This is a genomic window from Rhodococcoides corynebacterioides (assembly GCF_019834675.1).
Taxonomy (GTDB): domain Bacteria; phylum Actinomycetota; class Actinomycetes; order Mycobacteriales; family Mycobacteriaceae; genus Rhodococcoides; species Rhodococcoides corynebacterioides_A.
The window spans coordinates 1-18,912 of the sequence record NZ_JABUBU010000027.1 but is presented as its reverse complement, the minus strand read 5'-3'; the positions used below and the strand labels follow the sequence as shown (position 1 = coordinate 18,912).

Annotated in this window: 24 protein-coding genes; 12 read left to right on the top strand and 12 right to left on the bottom strand. The window is 69.6% G+C overall.

The window, feature by feature from the left end:
- Positions 1 to 39: 39 nt before the first annotated feature.
- The 3 genes from HQ603_RS17250 to HQ603_RS17240 form a co-directional block, all read right to left on the bottom strand.
- Positions 40 to 906, bottom strand: coding sequence for an ABC transporter permease (locus HQ603_RS17250; RefSeq protein WP_222685998.1), 867 nt, complete (start codon positions 904 to 906; stop codon positions 40 to 42).
- Positions 907 to 995: 89 nt separating this feature from the next.
- Entirely contained in the window at positions 996 to 1,802 is an 807-nt protein-coding gene (locus HQ603_RS17245) for an ABC transporter permease (RefSeq protein ID WP_068151937.1), read from the bottom strand.
- Positions 1,799 to 2,767, bottom strand: coding sequence for a daunorubicin/doxorubicin resistance ABC transporter ATP-binding protein DrrA (locus HQ603_RS17240; RefSeq protein ID WP_068151938.1), 969 nt, complete (start codon positions 2,765 to 2,767; stop codon positions 1,799 to 1,801). Before HQ603_RS17240 ends, HQ603_RS17245 begins: the two co-directional genes overlap by 4 nt.
- Before the next feature lie 429 nt (positions 2,768 to 3,196).
- Here HQ603_RS17240 and HQ603_RS17235 point away from each other — a divergent pair, with 429 nt between their 5' ends.
- Positions 3,197 to 4,222 carry an alpha/beta hydrolase gene (locus HQ603_RS17235; RefSeq protein WP_222685997.1) on the top strand — a complete coding sequence of 342 codons (1,026 nt, stop codon included), beginning with the start codon at positions 3,197 to 3,199 and terminating at the stop codon, positions 4,220 to 4,222.
- A gap of 60 nt (positions 4,223 to 4,282) precedes the next feature.
- On the opposite strand, the gene HQ603_RS17230 is transcribed toward HQ603_RS17235, so the two are convergent.
- Positions 4,283 to 4,756 carry a hotdog fold domain-containing protein gene (locus tag HQ603_RS17230; RefSeq protein WP_222685985.1) on the bottom strand — a complete coding sequence of 158 codons (474 nt, stop codon included), beginning with the start codon at positions 4,754 to 4,756 and terminating at the stop codon, positions 4,283 to 4,285.
- A gap of 513 nt (positions 4,757 to 5,269) precedes the next feature.
- Here HQ603_RS17230 and rpsJ point away from each other — a divergent pair.
- From rpsJ to rpsQ, 11 genes are read left to right on the top strand one after another with little or no spacing between them, the layout of a single operon-like run.
- Positions 5,270 to 5,575: a 30S ribosomal protein S10 gene (rpsJ, locus tag HQ603_RS17225; RefSeq protein ID WP_003938093.1), complete on the top strand. Its 306-nt coding sequence runs from the start codon at positions 5,270 to 5,272 to the stop codon at positions 5,573 to 5,575.
- A gap of 14 nt (positions 5,576 to 5,589) precedes the next feature.
- Entirely contained in the window at positions 5,590 to 6,255 is a 666-nt protein-coding gene (gene rplC / locus HQ603_RS17220; RefSeq protein WP_222685984.1) for a 50S ribosomal protein L3, read from the top strand.
- The gene (gene rplD, locus HQ603_RS17215) at positions 6,252 to 6,941 is read left to right on the top strand and encodes a 50S ribosomal protein L4 (protein WP_222685983.1); all 690 of its coding nucleotides are present in this window, start codon (positions 6,252 to 6,254) and stop codon (positions 6,939 to 6,941) included. Before rplC ends, rplD begins: the two co-directional genes overlap by 4 nt.
- Complete coding sequence (gene rplW, locus HQ603_RS17210) at positions 6,938 to 7,243, top strand: 50S ribosomal protein L23 (protein ID WP_068099613.1); 306 nt, start codon at positions 6,938 to 6,940, stop codon at positions 7,241 to 7,243. Before rplD ends, rplW begins: the two co-directional genes overlap by 4 nt.
- 48 nt (positions 7,244 to 7,291) lie before the next feature.
- Entirely contained in the window at positions 7,292 to 8,128 is an 837-nt protein-coding gene (gene rplB, locus HQ603_RS17205; protein WP_222685982.1) for a 50S ribosomal protein L2, read from the top strand.
- Positions 8,129 to 8,145: 17 nt separating this feature from the next.
- On the top strand, positions 8,146 to 8,427 hold the full coding sequence (gene rpsS / locus HQ603_RS17200; RefSeq protein WP_042575433.1) for a 30S ribosomal protein S19: 282 nt from the start codon (positions 8,146 to 8,148) through the stop codon (positions 8,425 to 8,427).
- Entirely contained in the window at positions 8,424 to 8,840 is a 417-nt protein-coding gene (gene rplV / locus HQ603_RS17195) for a 50S ribosomal protein L22 (RefSeq protein WP_068099616.1), read from the top strand. Before rpsS ends, rplV begins: the two co-directional genes overlap by 4 nt.
- Positions 8,840 to 9,640, top strand: coding sequence for a 30S ribosomal protein S3 (gene rpsC, locus HQ603_RS17190; protein WP_222685981.1), 801 nt, complete (start codon positions 8,840 to 8,842; stop codon positions 9,638 to 9,640). Before rplV ends, rpsC begins: the two co-directional genes overlap by 1 nt.
- 3 nt (positions 9,641 to 9,643) lie before the next feature.
- Positions 9,644 to 10,060 (top strand): 50S ribosomal protein L16, encoded by a 417-nt coding sequence (gene rplP, locus HQ603_RS17185; protein ID WP_068099618.1) that lies wholly within the window; start codon positions 9,644 to 9,646, stop codon positions 10,058 to 10,060.
- Positions 10,060 to 10,305, top strand: coding sequence for a 50S ribosomal protein L29 (rpmC, locus tag HQ603_RS17180; RefSeq protein ID WP_068099619.1), 246 nt, complete (start codon positions 10,060 to 10,062; stop codon positions 10,303 to 10,305). Before rplP ends, rpmC begins: the two co-directional genes overlap by 1 nt.
- The gene (gene rpsQ, locus HQ603_RS17175; protein WP_068099620.1) at positions 10,302 to 10,580 is read left to right on the top strand and encodes a 30S ribosomal protein S17; all 279 of its coding nucleotides are present in this window, start codon (positions 10,302 to 10,304) and stop codon (positions 10,578 to 10,580) included. The genes rpmC and rpsQ overlap by 4 nt, the downstream gene beginning before the upstream one ends.
- Positions 10,581 to 10,725: 145 nt before the next feature.
- Here the strand turns inward: rpsQ and HQ603_RS17170 are convergent, their stop codons facing one another.
- The 8 genes from HQ603_RS17170 to HQ603_RS17135 all read right to left on the bottom strand — a co-directional run.
- Positions 10,726 to 10,914 (bottom strand): hypothetical protein, encoded by a 189-nt coding sequence (locus tag HQ603_RS17170; protein WP_222685980.1) that lies wholly within the window; start codon positions 10,912 to 10,914, stop codon positions 10,726 to 10,728.
- Entirely contained in the window at positions 10,890 to 11,612 is a 723-nt protein-coding gene (locus HQ603_RS17165) for a hypothetical protein (protein ID WP_222685979.1), read from the bottom strand. The genes HQ603_RS17170 and HQ603_RS17165 overlap by 25 nt, the downstream gene beginning before the upstream one ends.
- Positions 11,613 to 11,766: 154 nt before the next feature.
- Positions 11,767 to 12,771, bottom strand: coding sequence for an aldo/keto reductase family protein (locus tag HQ603_RS17160; protein ID WP_222685978.1), 1,005 nt, complete (start codon positions 12,769 to 12,771; stop codon positions 11,767 to 11,769).
- Between the two features lie 37 nt (positions 12,772 to 12,808).
- Complete coding sequence (locus HQ603_RS17155) at positions 12,809 to 15,916, bottom strand: helicase HerA domain-containing protein (RefSeq protein ID WP_222685977.1); 3,108 nt, start codon at positions 15,914 to 15,916, stop codon at positions 12,809 to 12,811.
- Between the two features lie 11 nt (positions 15,917 to 15,927).
- Positions 15,928 to 16,629 carry a hypothetical protein gene (locus tag HQ603_RS17150; protein WP_222685976.1) on the bottom strand — a complete coding sequence of 234 codons (702 nt, stop codon included), beginning with the start codon at positions 16,627 to 16,629 and terminating at the stop codon, positions 15,928 to 15,930.
- Complete coding sequence (locus HQ603_RS17145; protein WP_261774000.1) at positions 16,626 to 17,714, bottom strand: endonuclease domain-containing protein; 1,089 nt, start codon at positions 17,712 to 17,714, stop codon at positions 16,626 to 16,628. Before HQ603_RS17145 ends, HQ603_RS17150 begins: the two co-directional genes overlap by 4 nt.
- Positions 17,715 to 17,776: 62 nt before the next feature.
- Positions 17,777 to 18,097 carry an MGMT family protein gene (locus HQ603_RS17140; protein WP_222685975.1) on the bottom strand — a complete coding sequence of 107 codons (321 nt, stop codon included), beginning with the start codon at positions 18,095 to 18,097 and terminating at the stop codon, positions 17,777 to 17,779.
- Positions 18,098 to 18,108: 11 nt separating this feature from the next.
- Positions 18,109 to 18,912: AIM24 family protein (locus tag HQ603_RS17135; protein WP_222685974.1), on the bottom strand; the 804-nt coding region annotated here is incomplete at its 5' end.

Here is an 18,912-nt window from a genome sequence, read left to right as displayed (position 1 = left end):
GGTGAACGGTCGGGACAGGGTCGGGGTACGACGCGACGGTCAGTCGCGTCCCATCGCCGCCTTGCGGTAGCCGCGCACGGCGGGCACGGCGAACACGACCGTGAGCGCGACGGCCCAGATCGCCGTCTGGGTCAGCGGGCCCTGCACCGGACCGCCGGCCGACAGTCCGCGCATCGATTCGATCGCGGTGCTCATCGGCTGATTGGCGACGAAGCCCTGCAGCCAGGGCGGGTAGGCGCGGGTGGGGACGAATCCCGAGTTGAAGAACATGAGCAGCGTGCAGACCAGCGACAGCAACTCCACCAGGGGGAGCTTCGGCGCCATGACCGCCAGGGCGGTGACGAACGTGGCGAACCCTGTGCCGAGGAGCAGCGGCAGACCGAAGAACGCGATCGCGGGCAGGACGCCCTGATCGAACCGGAACCCGATGGCGAAGCCCACCAGAACGATGAACAGGGTGGTGAGCACCATGCGCACGGCCTCGGCGAGCAGTCGCCCGGTCAGGCCCGACGCGCGATGGGTGGGCATGACGTAGAAGCGGGTCAGCAGACCGGTCTGCGCCTCCCGTTTGAGCGAGACGCCACTGGCGAGTGCGCCGAAGACCGACCCGACCAGCGCGATCATGGGCACCTGGCCGTAGACGGCGTTCTCGCCGGTGGCGCCGGTGATCGAGCGACCGAGGACGACCGAGAACATCAGCAGGGTCACCGACGGATAGATCACCGTCTGGATCATGGTCAGGGGGTCACGGAACCACTTGGTCAGCAGTCGCTTGGCCTGCAGCAGGCTGTGCACGACGTACGCACGGGGGCCACGCTCGGTGGCCGGTCGCTCGGGCGTGGGGAAGTCGGCGCGAGGTCGACCGATCACCGGGGACCCGCCGGACGGGACACGCAGCGCGGGCATCTTCTCGGTGACGGCGTCGGGGTTCGTAATTCCGGGGTTCGTGGTTCCGGGTCCCATGGTCCCAGGGTTCACGGTCTCGGGGTTCATGCTCACTGCCTCCTCACGTTCGCCCAGATCGACAGCGGCGCGAAGATCACCACGAAGGCCAGGCACCACAGCAGGGCCGGGATCAGGGCGGCGGAGTTCACGGTGCCCTCGGCGAGGTCACGCATGGCGTGCGCGAACTGCGAGATCGGCTGATTGCGGGCGAACGGACGGATCCATTCCGGGAAGCCCTCCTCCGGGACGAACCCGGTGGACAGCATGCCGAGGATGAGCTGCGGCAGCGTGAGCGCCTGACTGGTGGCCTCGGGGCTGCGGGAGAGCACGCCGATGGCGTCGCCGCCCATGGCGAACGCGGTGCCCACCAGCATCGCGATGGTCACGAACAGCACGGCCGGCCCGACGCCGCCGGTGAACCGGAAGCCGATCAGGTAGCCGTAGAAGAGCGCCGCGATCAGCGACAGGGCGGAGCGGAACGTCGCGCCGCCGATGCGGGCGAGCAGGGGCACCGCCGGCCCGATCGGCATGGTCTTGAAGCGCGGGTTGATGCCGTTGAGTTCCTCCGCCGCACCGCGCGAGGCGGCCGAGATGGCGGTGAACGCCATGGCCTGCAGCACGATGATCGGCATGACGAACTGGGCGTAGTCGATGCCCTGGACACGCATGACGAAGCGCAGGGGCAGATAGAAGCCGATGGCGAAGATCGCCGGGGCGAGCAGCGCGACAGTGAGTTCGTGGGTGCGCAGCTGACTGGCGATGACGCGGCCGGTCAGGGCCCGCCACTGCTGGAACGACGACAGTTCCGGGGCGCGATGGCGCCCGCTGGACCGCGTCGTCGCGACGGTCGCCGTCACCGCGCCGGCTCGTCTCGCCGCTCGGAGTGGCCGGTGAGGGAGAGGAAGACGTCGTCGAGCGACGGACGCCGCAGGGCGATGTCGGCCAGGTCGATCTCGGCCATGTCGAGCCGGCGCACCACCTCGGTGAGCGTGCGCGGGCCGTGCGCGGCCGGAATCGACATGCGATCGGGCTCCGAGTCGTCGACCACCGCGGCCGATCCGGCGACGGCGGCGAGAATCTCGCGAACCCGACCGAGGTCGGCCGGCTGACGCGGAACCACCTCGCAGTAGCTGTCGCCGGTGCGGGCCTTGAGCTGGTCGGCCGTGCCCTCGGCGATCACGGTGCCCTTGTCGATGACGACGATGTTGTCGCTGAGGAGGTCCGCCTCCTCGAGGTACTGGGTGGTGAGGAGGATCGTGATGCCCTCGTTCTTGAGGTTCTCCACCAACGACCAGACGGACTGGCGACTGCGGGGATCGAGGCCGGTGGTGGGCTCGTCGAGGAACACCACGTCGGGCCGCGTGACCAGCCCGCAGGCGATGTCGATACGACGACGCATGCCGCCGGAGTACCCCGACACCTTGCGGTCGGCGGCGGCGACCAGGTCGAACTGCTCGAGCAACTCGGTTCCGCGAGCGCGAGCCGCCTTCTTCGACAGCCCCATCAACCGGCCGAACAGTTCGAGGTTCTCGGCACCGGTCAGGCCCTGGTCGAGCGCGGCGTACTGGCCGGTCAGCATGATGCGTTTGCGGACGTCCTGCGCGTTCTTCACGACGTCGAACCCGGACACCGACGCGTGGCCGCCATCGGGTCGCAGCAGCGTGGACAGCACGTTCACGGTGGTCGTCTTGCCGGCGCCGTTGGGACCGAGGACGCCGAGGACCGACCCGACGGGGACGGAGAAGCTCACCCCCCGCAGTGCGTGGACGTCGCCGAACGACTTGGTGATTCCGTCGACGTGAACGGCCACTCCGGTAGGCATGGCCTCGAGTATGGCAGAAGAAAAATGCAGGGAGATGCGGACGCGACCGGGAACGGACCTTCGTCGGCGCACGGGCCCTCGGGCTGTAACACCGCGGTACGGCGCGGCGATGAGGCCGCCATTCTCGGCCGGGACGAGTCGGTCGGCGCGCCCGGGGAAACGGCGTGGGAAATGTCCGCGAACGACGACCGCGCGCCGACGCGCCGGGCCTGCGTCCGATGACGATGTGGTCTCGGGGAGGTCTCGAGCGTTCACGGCGTCCGCTCCGCCCGGTTACTGTGACGGCCGAGGGTGCCCCGCACCGGCCTCGGCCGGCCGGTCGGTACCTGCCGCGTCATCGAAGGGAACACCGCCGCCGTGAAGGTTCGCACCCACTCGTCCGTCCCCGCCGTCGCTGCGCGCACACGGCGGTCGTTCGGCGTTCTCGCCGTGGCCGCCGTCGTCGCCTCCACCGCGGTCGTCAGTGCGGGTTCCGCAGTGGCGCAACCCGTTTCCGGCGCCGCAGCGGTGTCGTCGGCACCGACGTCGGGCTTCGTGGGCGCCGACGGCAGCAGCGTGGTCTCGGTGACGCGAGTCGAGGGGCAGCGGTACGACGTGGTGGTCCGCTCGGCCTCGATGGACCGCACCGTCGACCTGCAGGTGCTCCGGCCGGCCGACACCAGCGTTCCGCGGCCCACCTACTACCTGCTGAACGGCGCGAGCGGCGGCGAGGATCCGTCCAGCAACTGGCCCGACCAGACGGACGTCGTGCCATTCTTCGCGGACAAGAACGTCAACGTCGTCATCCCCAAGGCCGGCGCGTTCAGCTATTACACGGATTGGCTCGCCGACGATCCCGAACTCGGCCGCAACAAGTGGGAGACGTTTCTCACGTCGGAACTCCCGCCGTTGATGAACGCCGCCCTCGGAACCGACGGACGCCAGGCCGTCGGCGGAATCTCGATGGCCGCGAGCGCGGTGCTCATGCTGGCTGCCGACGCCCCCGGGTTCTATTCCTCCGTCACCTCGTTCAGCGGCTGCGCCAACACCTCGGACGACCTCGGGGCGGCCTACGTCAAGCTCGTCGTCGAGGCGCGCGGCGGCGGCGACACCGAGAACATGTGGGGACCCACCGGCGGGCCCGGCTGGATCGCCAACGACGCCCTGCTCAACGCCGAGAAACTGCGCGGCACCCCGCTCTACCTCTCCACCGGCAACGGCCTGCCCGGCTTCGACGACACCCTGACCAGCGCGCGCATCGGCGGGGACGTCGCCGACCTGGTGAACCGCGTGATCGTCGGCGGCGGCATCGAGTCCATCACCGACCACTGCACCCGCGTCTTCGCCGGCCGACTCGCCGAACTGGGCATCCCCGCCGTCGTCGACTTCCGCGGACCGGCCACGCACTCCTGGGCCTACTGGCAGGAGGATCTCCACAAGTCCTGGCCGTTCACCGCTGCGTCGCTCGGCCTCTGACCCGACGCGACCACTCGGGTGTGACCCACGCCGAATTACTTCGGTGTGACCCACACCGGGCTATTTGGGTGTGACCCACACCGTGATGTCCGCGTGCACCACCTCGGCACCCGACCGATCCGTCAGGTACACCGGAATCACCAGGTCGGTGCCCTCGGTGAGAGCGCCGAAGTCTGGCAGTTCGTCCAACTCGGCTCGGGCCGTCATACCCGTCCGCCCCGCCGCGAGGTAGGACACCGTCATCCCCTTGGGGATCCACCGGTGCGTCGTCGGGACGGTGGCCTCCGCCAGCATCCCCATGGCGACCTCGGCCAGGTTGCAGGACGCGATGGCGTGGAAGGTGTGCAGATGGTTGTGCACGCCGAACCACATCGGCGCCGTCACCACGCACCGGCCGGGTTCGAGCTCGCGCACGCGGGGGAGCACGGTCGCGAAGAACGGGACGCGCGCGCACATGCCGAGAGAGAAGAGCGGACTGCGCACGGGGCGCGGCAGACGGCGCCAGAGCCCGTACGTGCCGGTCACGGTGGTCATGACCGCGGACCCTACTCGGCGGGCCCGCCGCTGGGCCCGACGAGTGTGACGGAGTCGATTTGAACTGAGCCCCGTTCGTGGGTCATACTCGTCGGGTTGCCTTGACCGAGGTGATCGCTGTCGTGCGCCTCGTGCGTGCGCGGAGTGACCGTCGGTCGGGCAGTGAACAAGCAGTGATCGCGCCGGCTCGATGGGCGCATCCGGTTCGTACACGACTCGCCCATCCGGGACACCGGACCGGGCAGAGGATTGGTCGGGAATGCGACACGCCCGACCGCGTGGACCGGAGATCCATGACAGATGAACAGCGGCAACGGATGTCCCGGCCACGCCTCGTGCGTGCCCACAGCGGCTCCGCCACGTGATTCGTCATCGGATGTCGTCCGTCCCGTCGGGGCCGGACGCGCACTGCCGGAACGTTCGGGACTCGTCCCGGCGAACCGCGAGAAGACCTACCGAGTTGGTTGACACCCGAGTCGGTCGACACCTACGGGCAAGGAAGAGGACATAAGCGTGGCGGGACAGAAGATCCGCATCAGGCTCAAGGCCTACGACCACGAAGCGATCGACGCGTCTGCACGCAAGATCGTCGAGACGGTGACCCGTACCGGGGCCCGCGTGGTCGGACCGGTGCCGTTGCCCACCGAGAAGAACGTGTACTGCGTCATTCGTTCGCCGCACAAGTACAAGGATTCTCGCGAGCACTTCGAGATGCGTACTCACAAGCGACTCATCGACATTCTCGACCCGACGCCGAAGACCGTCGACGCACTCATGCGTATCGACCTGCCGGCCAGCGTCGACGTCAACATTCAGTGAGCGCGGAGACAACCATGACTGACAACAAGAACCGTCCGGCCAAGGGAATTCTGGGCACCAAGCTCGGCATGACCCAGGTCTTCGACGAGAACAACCGCGTCGTCCCGGTCACCGTCGTCAAGGCGGATCCGAACGTCGTGACCGCGATCCGCACCGAGGAGCGCGACGGCTACAGCGCCGTCCAGGTCGCCTTCGGCGCCATCGATCCCCGCAAGGTGAACAAGCCGGTCTCCGGTCAGTTCGCCAAGGCCGGCGTCACGCCGCGCCGCCACCTCGCCGAGCTGCGTGTCGCCGACACCGCCGCCTTCGAGGTCGGCCAGGAGCTCACCGCCGCCGAGTTCGAGGACGGCGCCTACGTCGACGTCACCGGCATCAGCAAGGGCAAGGGCTTCGCCGGCACGATGAAGCGCCACGGCTTCGCCGGTCAGGGAGCCAGCCACGGCGCCCAGGCCGTGCACCGTCGCCCCGGTTCCATCGGTGGTTGCGCCACCCCCGGCCGCGTGTTCAAGGGCATGCGCATGTCGGGTCGGATGGGTAGCGACCGCGTCACGACGCAGAACCTCTCGGTCCACAAGGTGGACGCCGAGAACGGCCTGCTGCTGATCAAAGGTGCGATCCCGGGCCGCAAGGGCGGCGTCGTGATCGTCAAGAGCGCAGTGAAGGGTGGTGCGCGAGCATGACCAGTCTCGAGAAGAGCGCAACGAAGTTGACGCTCGACGTCAAGGAAGCCGGCGGCAAGGCCAACGGCACCGTCGATCTCCCCGCCGAGATCTTCGACCGCACCGCGAACATCGCGCTGATGCACCAGGTCGTCGTCGCGCAGCTCGCGGCCGCACGCCAGGGCACGCACTCGACGAAGACGCGTGGCGAGGTCCGCGGTGGCGGCAAGAAGCCGTACCGCCAGAAGGGCACCGGCCGCGCACGCCAGGGTTCGACCCGCGCACCGCAGTTCGTCGGCGGTGGCACGGTCCACGGCCCGCAGCCGCGTGACTACAGCCAGCGCACCCCCAAGAAGATGAAGGCCGCCGCTCTGCGCGGAGCCCTCTCCGACCGGGCGCGCAGCGAGCGCATCCACGTGATCACCGAGCTGGTCGCCGGGCAGGTGCCGTCCACCAAGGGCGCGCGTTCCTTCCTCGCCGAGCTCACCGATCGCAAGAAGGTCCTGTTGGTCATCGGCCGTGCGGACCTCGCTGCCTGGAAGTCGGTGCAGAACCTCGACGGTGTGCACCCCATCGCCCCCGACCAGCTGAACACCTACGACGTCCTCGAGAGCGACGACGTGATCTTCACGGTCGAGGCGCTGAACACCTTCATCGCAGGTCCGGCTCGCTCGGCGGCTGCGGAAGCACAGGAGGACGACAAGTGAGCACCATCGCGGACCCCCGCGACATCCTGCTGGCGCCGGTCATCTCGGAGAAGTCCTACGGACTGATCGAGCAGGGGACGTACACGTTCATCGTGCACCCCGACTCGAACAAGACGCAGATCAAGATCGCCGTGGAGAAGATCTTCGGCGTGACCGTGACCAGCGTCAACACCGCCAACCGGCAGGGTAAGCGCAAGCGGACCCGATTCGGCTACGGCACGCGCAAGTCCACCAAGCGCGCGCTCGTGACCCTCTCGGCCGACAGCAAGCCCATCGAGATCTTCGGGGGCCCGGTCGCGTAAGCGGCCGGAGCTCACGAGGGTCCTCGAGGATCAAGGGACGAGACAAACATGGCAATTCGCAAGTACAAGCCGACCACTCCCGGTCGTCGCGGCGCGAGTGTCTCCGATTTCGCGGAGATCACGCGCTCGACACCGGAGAAGTCGCTCATCCGCCCGCTGCACGGCCGCGGAGGCCGCAACGCCCACGGTCGCATCACCACCCGTCACAAGGGTGGCGGCCACAAGCGCGCCTACCGTCTGATCGACTTCCGTCGCAACGACAAGGACGGCGTGCCGGCCAAGGTCGCTCACATCGAGTACGACCCCAACCGCACCGCCAACATCGCGCTGCTGCACTACGCCGACGGCGAGAAGCGCTACATCATCGCGCCGAAGGGCATCTCGCAGGGTTCGCCCATCGAGTCCGGTGCGACCGCGGACATCAAGCCGGGCAACAACCTGCCGCTGCGCAACATCCCGACGGGTACCACCATCCACGCGGTGGAGCTGCGTCCCGGCGGCGGAGCCAAGATGGCTCGCTCCGCCGGCGCCGGCATCCAGCTCCTCGGCAAGGAGGGCCCCTACGCCACGCTGCGTATGCCGTCCGGTGAGATCCGCCGCGTCGACGTGCGCTGCCGCGCCACCGTCGGCGAGGTCGGCAACGCCGAGCAGTCCAACATCAACTGGGGCAAGGCCGGCCGCATGCGCTGGAAGGGCAAGCGCCCCACCGTCCGTGGTGTCGTCATGAACCCGGTCGACCACCCGCACGGTGGTGGTGAGGGCAAGACCTCCGGTGGTCGCCACCCGGTCAGCCCCTGGGGACAGCCTGAAGGCCGCACCCGCAAGAACAAGCCGTCCGATCAGTTGATCGTCCGCCGCCGCCGCACCGGCAAGAACAAGCGATAAGCAGGAGGGAGTAGCAGATGCCACGCAGTCTGAAGAAAGGCCCGTTCGTCGACGACCACCTCCTGAAGAAGGTGGACGTTCAGAACGAGAAGGGCACGAAGCAGGTCATCAAGACCTGGTCGCGTCGCTCGACCATCACCCCCGATTTCATCGGACACACCTTCGCCGTCCACGACGGTCGCAAGCACGTCCCGGTGTTCGTCTCGGATGCCATGGTCGGACACAAGCTCGGTGAGTTCGCGCCGACGCGCACGTTCAAGGGACACATCAAGGACGACCGGAAGGCGAAGAGGCGATGAGCATCTCTCGTTCAGGGATTGTCGCGACCGACAACCCGACCGCTCGCGCGACGGCCAAGCACGTGCGCGTCACCCCGATGAAGGCACGCCGTGTCGTCGACCTGGTCCGCGGACGCAGCGTCGAGGATGCACTGAACATCCTGAAGTTCGCGCCGCAGGCAGCGAGCGAGCCGGTGGCCAAGGTCGTCGCCAGCGCCGCCGCCAACGCCGAGAACAACCTCGACCTCGACCCCAGCACGCTGGTCGTGGCCGCGGCGTTCGTCGACGAGGGCGCAACGCTCAAGCGATTCCAGCCCCGTGCCCAGGGTCGCGCGTTCCGTATCCGTAAGCGCACATCGCACATCACGGTCATCGTGGAGAGCCTGCCCAAGACCGGCGGCTCGGCACGTGGTCGCCGGAAGGGAGCTCAGTAGTGGGCCAGAAGATCAACCCGCATGGCTTCCGCCTCGGCATCACGACCGACTGGAAGTCGCGCTGGTACGCAGACAAGCAGTACTCGGAGTACGTCAAGGAAGACGTCGCGATCCGGAAGCTCCTCGCCACGGGCATGGAGCGGGCCGGCATCGCGAAGGTGGAGATCGAGCGCACGCGTGACCGCGTTCGCGTCGACATCCACACCGCGCGTCCGGGCATCGTCATCGGTCGCCGCGGCGCCGAGGCCGACCGCATCCGTTCCGAGCTCGAGAAGCTGACCGGCAAGCAGGTCCAGCTGAACATCCTCGAGGTCAAGAACGCCGAGTCCGAGGCTCAGCTCGTGGCTCAGGGTGTGGCCGAGCAGCTCAGCAACCGCGTCGCCTTCCGTCGTGCGATGCGCAAGGCCATCCAGTCGGCCATGCGTCAGCCGAACGTCAAGGGCATCCGCGTCCAGTGCTCCGGCCGCCTCGGCGGCGCGGAGATGAGCCGCTCCGAGTTCTACCGCGAGGGTCGCGTTCCGCTGCACACGCTGCGTGCGGACATCGACTACGGCCTCTACGAGGCGAAGACCACCTTCGGTCGCATCGGCGTGAAGGTCTGGATCTACAAGGGCGACATCGTCGGTGGACGTCGTGAGGTCGCTGCCGCGGCCGCACCCTCCGACCGTCCCCGCCGCGAGCGTCCGTCTCGTCCGCGTCGCAGCGGTGCCTCGGGCACCACGGCGACCAGCACCGAGGCCGGCCGCGCCGCGACCGCAACCGCTGATGCACCCGCTACGACCGAGCAGAAGGAGGGCTGACGCATGTTGATCCCACGTCGGGTCAAGCACCGCAAGCAGCACCACCCCAAGCGTTCGGGTGCCGCCAAGGGCGGGACTCAGGTGACCTTCGGTGACTACGGCATCCAGGCTCTCGGGCCGGCCTACGTCACCAACCGTCAGATCGAGGCAGCTCGTATCGCCGTCACCCGCCACATCAAGCGTGGCGGCAAGGTCTGGATCAACATCTACCCGGACCGCCCGCTCACCAAGAAGCCGGCCGAGACCCGCATGGGTTCCGGTAAGGGTTCGCCGGAGTGGTGGGTCGCCAACGTCAAGCCCGGCCGCGTGCTCTTCGAGCTCAGCTACCCGGACGAGGCCATCGCCCGCGAGGCGCTGACCCGCGCGATCCACAAGCTGCCGATGAAGGCACGCATCGTCACGAGGGAGGTTCAGTTCTGATGGCCACCGGTACCCCGGCTGCCGAGCTCCGCGAGCTCGGTGACGAAGAACTGATCGACCGCCTTCGTGAGTCGAAGGAGGAGCTGTTCAACCTCCGCTTCCAGATGGCCACCGGCCAGCTGGACAACAACCGTCGACTGCGCGTCGTCCGCCACGAGATCGCGCGCATCTACACCGTCATGCGTGAGCGTGAGCTCGGGCTGGCCAGCGGTCCGTCCGAGGACACGGCAGGTGACGCAGCGTGAGCGAGGAAGCAGTGACTGAAGAGACCCGCAACAGCCGGAAGACGCGTATCGGTTACGTCGTCTCCGACAAGATGCAGAAGACGATCGTCGTCGAGCTCGAGGACCGTGTGAAGCACGCCCTCTACGGCAAGATCATCCGACGCACCACCAAGGTCAAGGCCCATGACGAGAACGGGATCGCCGGCGTCGGCGACCGCGTTCAGCTCATGGAGACCCGCCCCCTGTCCGCCACCAAGCACTGGCGACTGGTCGAGGTCCTCGAGAAGGCCAAGTAAGACCTGCAGTACCGCGAACGGCCCCGCACTCCCCGTGAGTGCGGGGCCGTTCTGCATCCCTCACCCCTTCCCGCGCTGCGGCTGTACACGCGCGCTGCGAGCAGTCAGCGCGGCACCACAACCGCAGCGCGGGAAGGCAGGGCGGTCACCGGCCGACCATCCGCAGCCCGTCCCGGAGCAGGCGGTGCAGCCGGTCCGACTGCATCAGATCCGGCCACGCCCACCGCACCACGTGGACGCCCAGCGCGTGCAGGTCGTTCTCCCGACGGCGTTCGGCCAGGACGGCGGCGCGCGTGTCGCCGCCGTACTTCACCTCGCCGTCGAACTCGCCCACCAGGCGGCCGTCCCAGTCGAAGTCGGTGCGCGCGACAACGTTCCGTCGTCCCGAGTGAAGGTGTGCTGCAGGCGAGGCTCGGGCACGTCGGCCCAGCCCCGCATCAGCGCCCGGCTCCACGATTCGCCGATGCTCTCGGTGCGGCCGTCGGCGTAGGCGAGCCCCGCCCGCGCGACGGCAATGCCCCGACGACGCCCGACGCGGACCAGGGCCGCGGCCAGTCCCTCCCGCGTCGCACCGGCACGCAGCGCGGACTCCGCGACGCAGACCGCCTGCGCGAACGTGCCCGCGCACGCCACGTCGACGGCGGTGCGTTCGAGGGTGGTCACGGACAGGCCGTCGATCGTCGTGACGTCGACGGGGTCCAGGGGGCATCGGTGCAGGGCTCGCGAACCGCCGTGGCCGCCGCTGCGCCCGTCGAGCGTGAGGTGGACGACGCGTCTGTCGGGTCGCAGCACCGGGAGGCCGTGCAGCGCCGCGGCGGACTGGTGGCTCAGGGAGGCGGGCAGGGTGAGTGCCGCTGCGGCAGCACGCACCTCCACCAGGTAGCGGGCGTCGTCGGTCAGGGCCGCCCACTCACCGGCGTCGCAGAGGTGCCCGCGTCGAATGCGGTGCAGCGAGCCCGCGGCGACGGCACGACGGACTCGCGAGTCGGTCAGACCGAGCCGGAGGGCCGACTCTCGCGTGAGGTGGTCCATGCCGCGAGCCTGCCCGTGCCGGCGGCGGGCGGCGGGCCCCCGAGCAGGGCCTGTGGAACACCGTTCTCCCGGGGATCGCCCCTCCCGCGCTGCGGCCCGTCACGCGCGCTGCACACAGGCAGCGCGCGAGCGGAACCGCAGCGCAGGAACGGGTCTAGACCAGGCGCTTCTCCGGGCTGACCGTCTTGGCCGGGTCCTTCTCGACGATGTCTCCCAGGGCCTCGTCGATCCGCGCGAGCACGTCGGACTCGAGGGTGACGCCGGCCGCCTTCACGTTGTCCGCGATCTGCTCCGGCCGGGAGGCGCCGACGAGGGCCGCGGCGACGTTGTCGTTCGCCAGCACCCAGGCGATGGCGAGCTGCGACATCGACAGGCCCAGATCGTCCGCGATCGGCTTCAGCTTCTGCACGCGGGTGAGGGTCTCGTCGTTCATGTACCGCGAGATCATGTCCGCGCCGCCCTTGTCGTCCGTGGCGCGCGAGCCCTCGGGCAGCGGCTGACCGGGCACGTACTTGCCCGTCAGCACGCCCTGCGCGAGCGGCGACCAGACCACCTGCGAGATGCCGAGTTCCTTCGAGGCCGGGACCACCTCGGCCTCGATGACGCGCCAGAGCGCCGAGTACTGCGGCTGGTTGGACACGATGGAGAAGCCGCGCTCGCGCGCCAAGGACTGCGCCTCACGCAGCTGGTCGGCCGTCCACTCCGAGACGCCGATGTAGAGCGCCTTGCCCTGCTGCACCACGTCGCCGAAGGCCGCGATGGTCTCCTCGAGCGGCGTCTCGTGGTCGTACCGGTGCGCCTGGTAGAGGTCGACGTAGTCCGTGCCGAGCCGGCGGAGCGAGTTGTCGATGCCCTCGCGAATGTGCTTGCGCGAGAGGCCGGTGTCGTTGGGGCCCTTCGGGCCGACGGGGAAGTAGACCTTGGTGAAGATCTCGAGGCTCTCCCGGCGCTCGCCCGCGACGGCCTTGCCGAGTACCTCCTCGGCGGCGCCGTTGGCGTAGACGTCGGCCGTGTCGAAGGTGGTGATACCCGCGTCGAGCGCCGCCTTGACGCATGCGGTGGCGACGTCGTTCTCCACCTGCGAGCCGTGCGTCAGCCAGTTGCCGTAGGTGATCTCGGAGACCTTGAGTCCACTGTTGCCCAGAAATCGGTAAGCCATGGCAACCAAGTTACGCGCGACGCCGCCGGGCGCCCCGTCACTCACGCGCCAGCGCGAGGACCTCCTCTTCCGTCGGCGGGCTCTTCGGGTGGTAGGTCAGGCACAGCGGGGTGGCGGTCCGCCGGAACTCGGCACCCTCGACCGCCGCGTAGAACTGCCCGGCGGGCAGCCGCCCGACGTCCGGAACCGACCCGCCCTTGGCCCGCGCCATCTCCTGCGCGGCGGTGATCTGCGCAGGGCTGTTCAACAGGCCGTAGAACTGCGTCGCCGCGTTGCCGGCGATGCGGTTGTGCAGACCCTTCGGCGCCTGCGTCGCGAACACCAGCCCCAGTCCGTACTTGCGGGCCTGCGACGCGAGGGCCAGGGTGCTGTGCGTCGCCGCGGTGTAGCGGTCGGACGGCGCGTAGTTCTGGGCCTCGTCCATCACGAACAGTCCGCCGAGCGGCCGATCACCGGCCGGGTTCTTCTTGATCCACGCGAACAGGCCCATCTGCAGCTGGTTCACGAAGCTCTGCTTCTGGTCCTCGGTGGTCAGCCCGGCCAGGTTGATCACGGACACGCGGGCCTTCTTGCCCTCCGCCGGGGTCAGCAGGACACCCGGATCGACGGGCGTCCCGCTACCGGCGAACAACGGATCGTTGGTCATCGCGGCCTTGAGGTTCTCGGCGAGGTCCGCGGCGATGCGCGTCGCGTCGCGCATCTCGCTGGCGTCGTCGGGAAGGTTCTCGAGCAGGTCGACGAAGTCGGCGAGCGACCCACCCCGCGATCGACGCCCGAATCCCTCGAGCGCCGACTTCAGGACGGCCTGCCGATGCTTGGCCTTCTCGGTGGTGCCGACGGCGGACGCGGCGGGGGCGAGAGCGGCGAGCGCCGACTCGACGGACGCGTCGAACTCGTCCCGGTCGCCGACGACGCTGGCGAAGTCCGGCAGCGGCTGGAAACTCAGCGGGCGTCCCGACGACTTCCGGGGCGTCCAGACGACGACGTCCGTGTCGCGGAGGTAGGCCGTCGCCTTGGCCTCGTCGCCGGGCGGCCACGTGCGTTCGTCGTCGGGCCACGCGCTGCCGAGGCGGGCGAGATCGTTGTTGATGTCGAGCACGATGGCCGAGACACCTTGCAGGGCACACTCTTCGACGAGCCGGCGAATCAGCACGGTCTTGCCGGACCCGGATCCCGCGAAGATCGCCGTGTGCTTGCGCAGCGCTTCGAGGGGGATGCGGACCTCGGCGTTGGTGCTGAGCTCCGTGCCGATCTCGATCTCGGGCCGACGCGCGGGGCGGCTGGTGATCGGTTCCGGCTCGATGAGGGCGCGCTCGTCGTCGACGACACTGACCTCGGGCAGCGTCGTGCGGAACAGCTCGATCTCGTGCGCCGGCTTGCGGGAGAGCAGCCACGAGGTGAGGGCGGGGGAGTTCTCGTCGAGCAGTCGCCCCAGGGCGGTGAGCGCTCGGCGGTCGGACTCGGTGAGCGGGACCTCGACGGCCCCGGCCTGCCGCACCGCCGCGATGGTCTGCTGCGTCTTCGCGCCCGACGGCCACGGATCGTTGCGGATCAGGATCAGTTTCCGTCGCGGCATGTCGATGTGCAGGCCCGCTGCGGTGACCGCCCGCCCGATCCGGGCACCCGCGGCGCGCCAGTGCGTCGCGGTGATGGCGCGGAAGCACCAGTGCTCCTCGTCGTCGGTGTCCGTATCGACGGTGTGGCGCAACCGGGCGTGCAGGGCGGCCCGACCGCTGGGCGGCGGGTCCTGCGCGAGGCTGTCGTCGGAGGACTGGTGCTCGTGGATCCACGCCGTGAGTCCGGCGGCGAGCAGGGTCGGGACCAGCACGTCCTCGGTGGTCGGGGAGATCTGGACGCTGACGTCGGCGTCGGCGATCAGCGCGGCGTAGCGCTCGTCGAGGGCGGCCAGCTCGTCCTGCTCGACGACGATGCGCTGTCCACCGTCGCCGCCCTTGTCCCGGAAGTCGGTTAGCTCGTCGGCGACCCCGCTGTCGAGGCAGCGGCGGATGTGCCGGTCGACGGCGATGAGCAGCTGTCGCGGGGTGAAATCGGGCGCCTGATCGAAGGCGTCCGCGGCCACCGGCCACGTCTCGTGCGGCGGGACGAAGCCGACGTCGCGGAAGCACGCGTTCAGCCGCCGCCCCAGCAGGAGCCGACCGATGTCCGACGACGGGATGCGCTCGAGATCCGTCGTCACCCGGAAGCGGTCCTTGACCGGCGCCGTGCCGCGCGCCTCGATGAGATCCCACGCGCTCGACAGGGCGGAGAGCACCGACGCCGTGCGCGGCAGGGTCTCGCGCAACGACATCAACCCGTGCGCCAGCTGCTCGACGACCTTGTCCTCGCGGGCGTCCGCGAACTCCTGGTCCGAGCCCGTCCGCGCCTGCGCGACGAGGGTGTCGATCTGGTCGATGGCGAGCACCGTCGGACCGGTGATGGCGAGGAGGCGCGAGATGTTCTCGGCGATGCCCTGGTGGCCCAGTTCGGCGCGCACGATGCCCCAGGCGCGGAACTCCTCCGGGTCGACGTCGTCGATCGACTGCAGGTACGCGTCGCCGATGTCCTGCACGCCGGTGTCCGGCGCGACCGACAGCACCAGCGACCGCAACGTGTGCTGCGAGGTACGCCGGTGTCGCGGATGCACCTTGTAGACCGCGGTGACGAACGTGTTGAGGGCGTCGACGTCGATCATCGTCTCGCCCATCACCTGTGCGCGGACGGACTCGTCGACCCCGCCCACCTCGCACAGTCGACGGAGCATCAGCGCGAGCTGGCTGTCGTCACCGCGCCCGGACGGGCGGGTCAGGTCGTCGAGCATGCCCATCAGCACCGACCGCCAGAAGCCCGCGGCGTCGAGCAGCCGGATGAGGAAGAAGTAGCCGCCGCGCTCCTGGATCTCCTCGCGCACCTGGCCGAGCAGGTGGGTCTTGCCCGACCCGGCCGGCCCGCGCACGACGACGCCCAGCGGGCTCGCGTCGTCGGACTTCTCGGCGTCGGTGTAGGCCGCCATGACGTCGGCGTACACGCGGTCGTGCAGGCCGGCGACGTGGACGTCGGACTGGGACCGCCACACGTCGTCGGGAGTCGGCGCCCAGCTCAGGCGCACCGACTCGAGGGCGCGGATGCGGTCGTCTGCAGTGCTCATGGAAGTACCCATCACGAGGTGATCGTCAGCAGGTGGTTGCGCTGGTTCCCGACGGTCACCGCGGCGGCGCGATCGTCGTCGGACAGCGTCTTCTGGTTCTCTTCGGGGATCAACGAGACGCCCGGTTTCCGCTGCAACGCGACCAGCGCGTCGTCGAGGCGGTCGCGGGGAACGTCGGACAGGGCGGGCCGCAGCCGGGTCAGCCGCACCCGCGCCCCGGGCTCGCGCGCGAGGTCCGCGTACGCGCGCCGGATGCGCGTCTCGAGGTCGGTGCCGCTCTCGGCCGAAGAGTCGGGAACGGCGTCCTGTTCGCGCACCGACTGCGGTACGACGGCGTTCGGCGGCGTGGGCAGCGGCTCGATCGCGGCGGGGGTGTCGCGGGGGAAGAACACCTCGGCGGGGCGAACGTCGTCGCGGTCCATCCATCGACGCAGACCGGCAAGGACCGTGAACAACGCCCGGTTGGCGCGCGGCGGGGCCTCGTCGCCCATCAGGTCGTAGGCAGCCTTCCAGCCCTTGTCGGTCAGCTCCAGGGTCATCGATCTTCCGCTCTTGCCGAGGGACACGACGCCCTGACGGACCAGCTTGTCGCGCGATGCCTTCTTGGGCTCCGACGCGAGTTCCCTGAGTTCCTTGTTGGTCAGAGCCCGCGCCTCGGCCATCAGCACCATCAACACGGCGACCTCGGTGCCGGTCAAGTCGGTCGTGCTCACGTGGGGGTCCCCTTCGCTCGTCGTCGGTGCAGTGCCTGGTCGATGATCGTGACGACGCTCTCGTGGTCGGTGAGCACGTCCTCGTTGGTGAAGCGCAGCACCATCCAGCCGTGTGTCTGCAGCAGGTTGTCCCGTGATCGATCGTCCGAGAAGCGGTGCCGGGACCGATGTTCGGGGCCGTCGACCTCGACGGCGATCTTCTCCTGCAGCCAGACGACGTCGACGGTGAACGGCCGGGCGAGTTCGGAGACGCGGACCACCTGGTTGTGCCCACGGCCCGTCGCCCACTCCCGTGCCGAGAACAGGCGGTGGAGACGCTTCTCTGCGGCGCTCGCCGCGTGCGGATGCCCGACGACGGGTGGATAGCTCGCGGGACGGAACCGATCGACGATCGTGGCGACGTCGTTCGGCACGCGCGGCGCCTCGACGCGGACGGTCGGCACGCGGTCGTCGTCGGCCGCGCCGAGCCCGGTCAGCCACACCCCGACCCCGGTGCGGCACAGCCATTCCGCGGCCGCCGCGACGTCGCGGGACGGCGCCTCGGCGGGGACGTCGAGAATCACGACGGCGCTGTCCCGGCCGTGCGCCTGCGCGACGACGCGCGCGGCGCCGGTCAGCCGCGTCTCGCGGGAGAACGCGTCGGAGCGCGGGGGACGGGCCGACGCGCGGGCGCCGGCCAGGGACGCGAGGTACGGCCCGAAGTGCGCGCTCGATCGGGCGAGGTCGACGGCCCGGGCGCGGGCGGCGTCCCGGACGAGCGACGAGTGGTCGCCGGGCGAGTCGGTACCGGGCACGACGAGGGGGATCAGCTCGATCGCGGCCTGTTCGACGGCCGCGACCACCGCGTCGGTGAGCGCTGACGCGCTCGCCGCGGCGGCGTCGTCGGCGCAGAAGAAGAGCGGCGCGGGGGCGTCGGCGGGCAGCGGATCGACGTGATCGGCGAGATCGCGGAGCGACGCCCCCTCGACCCGGACGACGCGGGTGAGCGGCAGGGCGCGCCACCAGGCCGCCGCGGTGGAATCGGCACGGGTCATCACGACCTCACCGTCCCGCTGGGAGGTAGCGGGCGCACCGACGGTTCCCATCGGGCAAACCGTACCCGGGGACGGAAATCGTCGTCGCGCGGGTGGGCGTCGTGGCAGGCCATTCAGCGTGCCGCGCGCTCGTCGGCCTCGGGCCACCAGCGGGCGGCGTCGACGTCGACGATGCCGCGCCGCAGCGGGGTGCGTTCGAGATGCCAGTGCTCCTGGGCGTCGATCACCAGGTGGGCCGGCAGCGTGCCGTTCGCCCGCACGACGCGCCACCACGCGACGGCCGCGCCCTCGCGCGCCATCACGCCCCCGACGCCGCGCGGGCCCCCGCGCTGCAGGTACTCCGCGATGTCGCCGTAGGTCATCACTCGCCCCACCGGGATGTGGTCGACGACGCCGAGCACCTGCTCCGCGAACTCCTCCTGTGCGTCGGTCATCGCCGGAGCCGTCACCGGCCGAGCAGACCACCGAGAGCGCCGCCCACTCCGGCCTGCTGGCCGCCGCCGGTACCGGCGATCAGACCGCCCGGGGGCAGCTCGGACGGCTGCACCACCACGAAGCCCTGCCCGGAGAACTGCAGCGTGAACCGCTCGCCGGTGCTCCGGCCGATGAGGGTGCCGAAGTTCAACTGGTCGTTGCTCTTGACCGACGTCTGCAGGCTCGACGACCACGCCACCGCCGCCTGGGGATCGGCGAACGTGGGCTGGTCGACGTTCAGCACCACCGGCTGTCCGTCCGTGGTGATCGCGATGCGGCCGCGACCGGTGAAGACGCAGTTGAACAGCCCCGCGTTGGAGCTGGCCGCGGCCCCCTGGACCCGGCCGATGCGGTAGGAGAGCGAGGTGTCGAAGGCCAGCACGTTGGAGCCGTTGATGGTCAGCCCGTCGCTGCCGTCGAGGTCGATGATGTGGACGTCCTGCGCGGCGTTGGCCAGGAACAGGTCGCCGCGGCCGCTGACCTTCATCAGCGGAACACCCTCGCCGGTGACGGTGCGCCGGATGAGGTTGCCGATCCCGCCCGAGCCCTGCGCCTCGAACCGCAGGTCGCCCTGGTACGCGACCATGGATCCCGATCGGGCCATGACCTCGCCGTTCATGGCGACGCGGGCCATCTTGCTGCCCTGTTTGAGAATGCCGTTGCCCTGCACCTCGGCATTGGAGGGGGCGAACAGTTCGCTGCGCACGGCGAGACCTTCCTGTCGGACCGGTGGGGCGGGCTGGGGGGAGACGGGCTGCTGGGGATATGCGGGTTG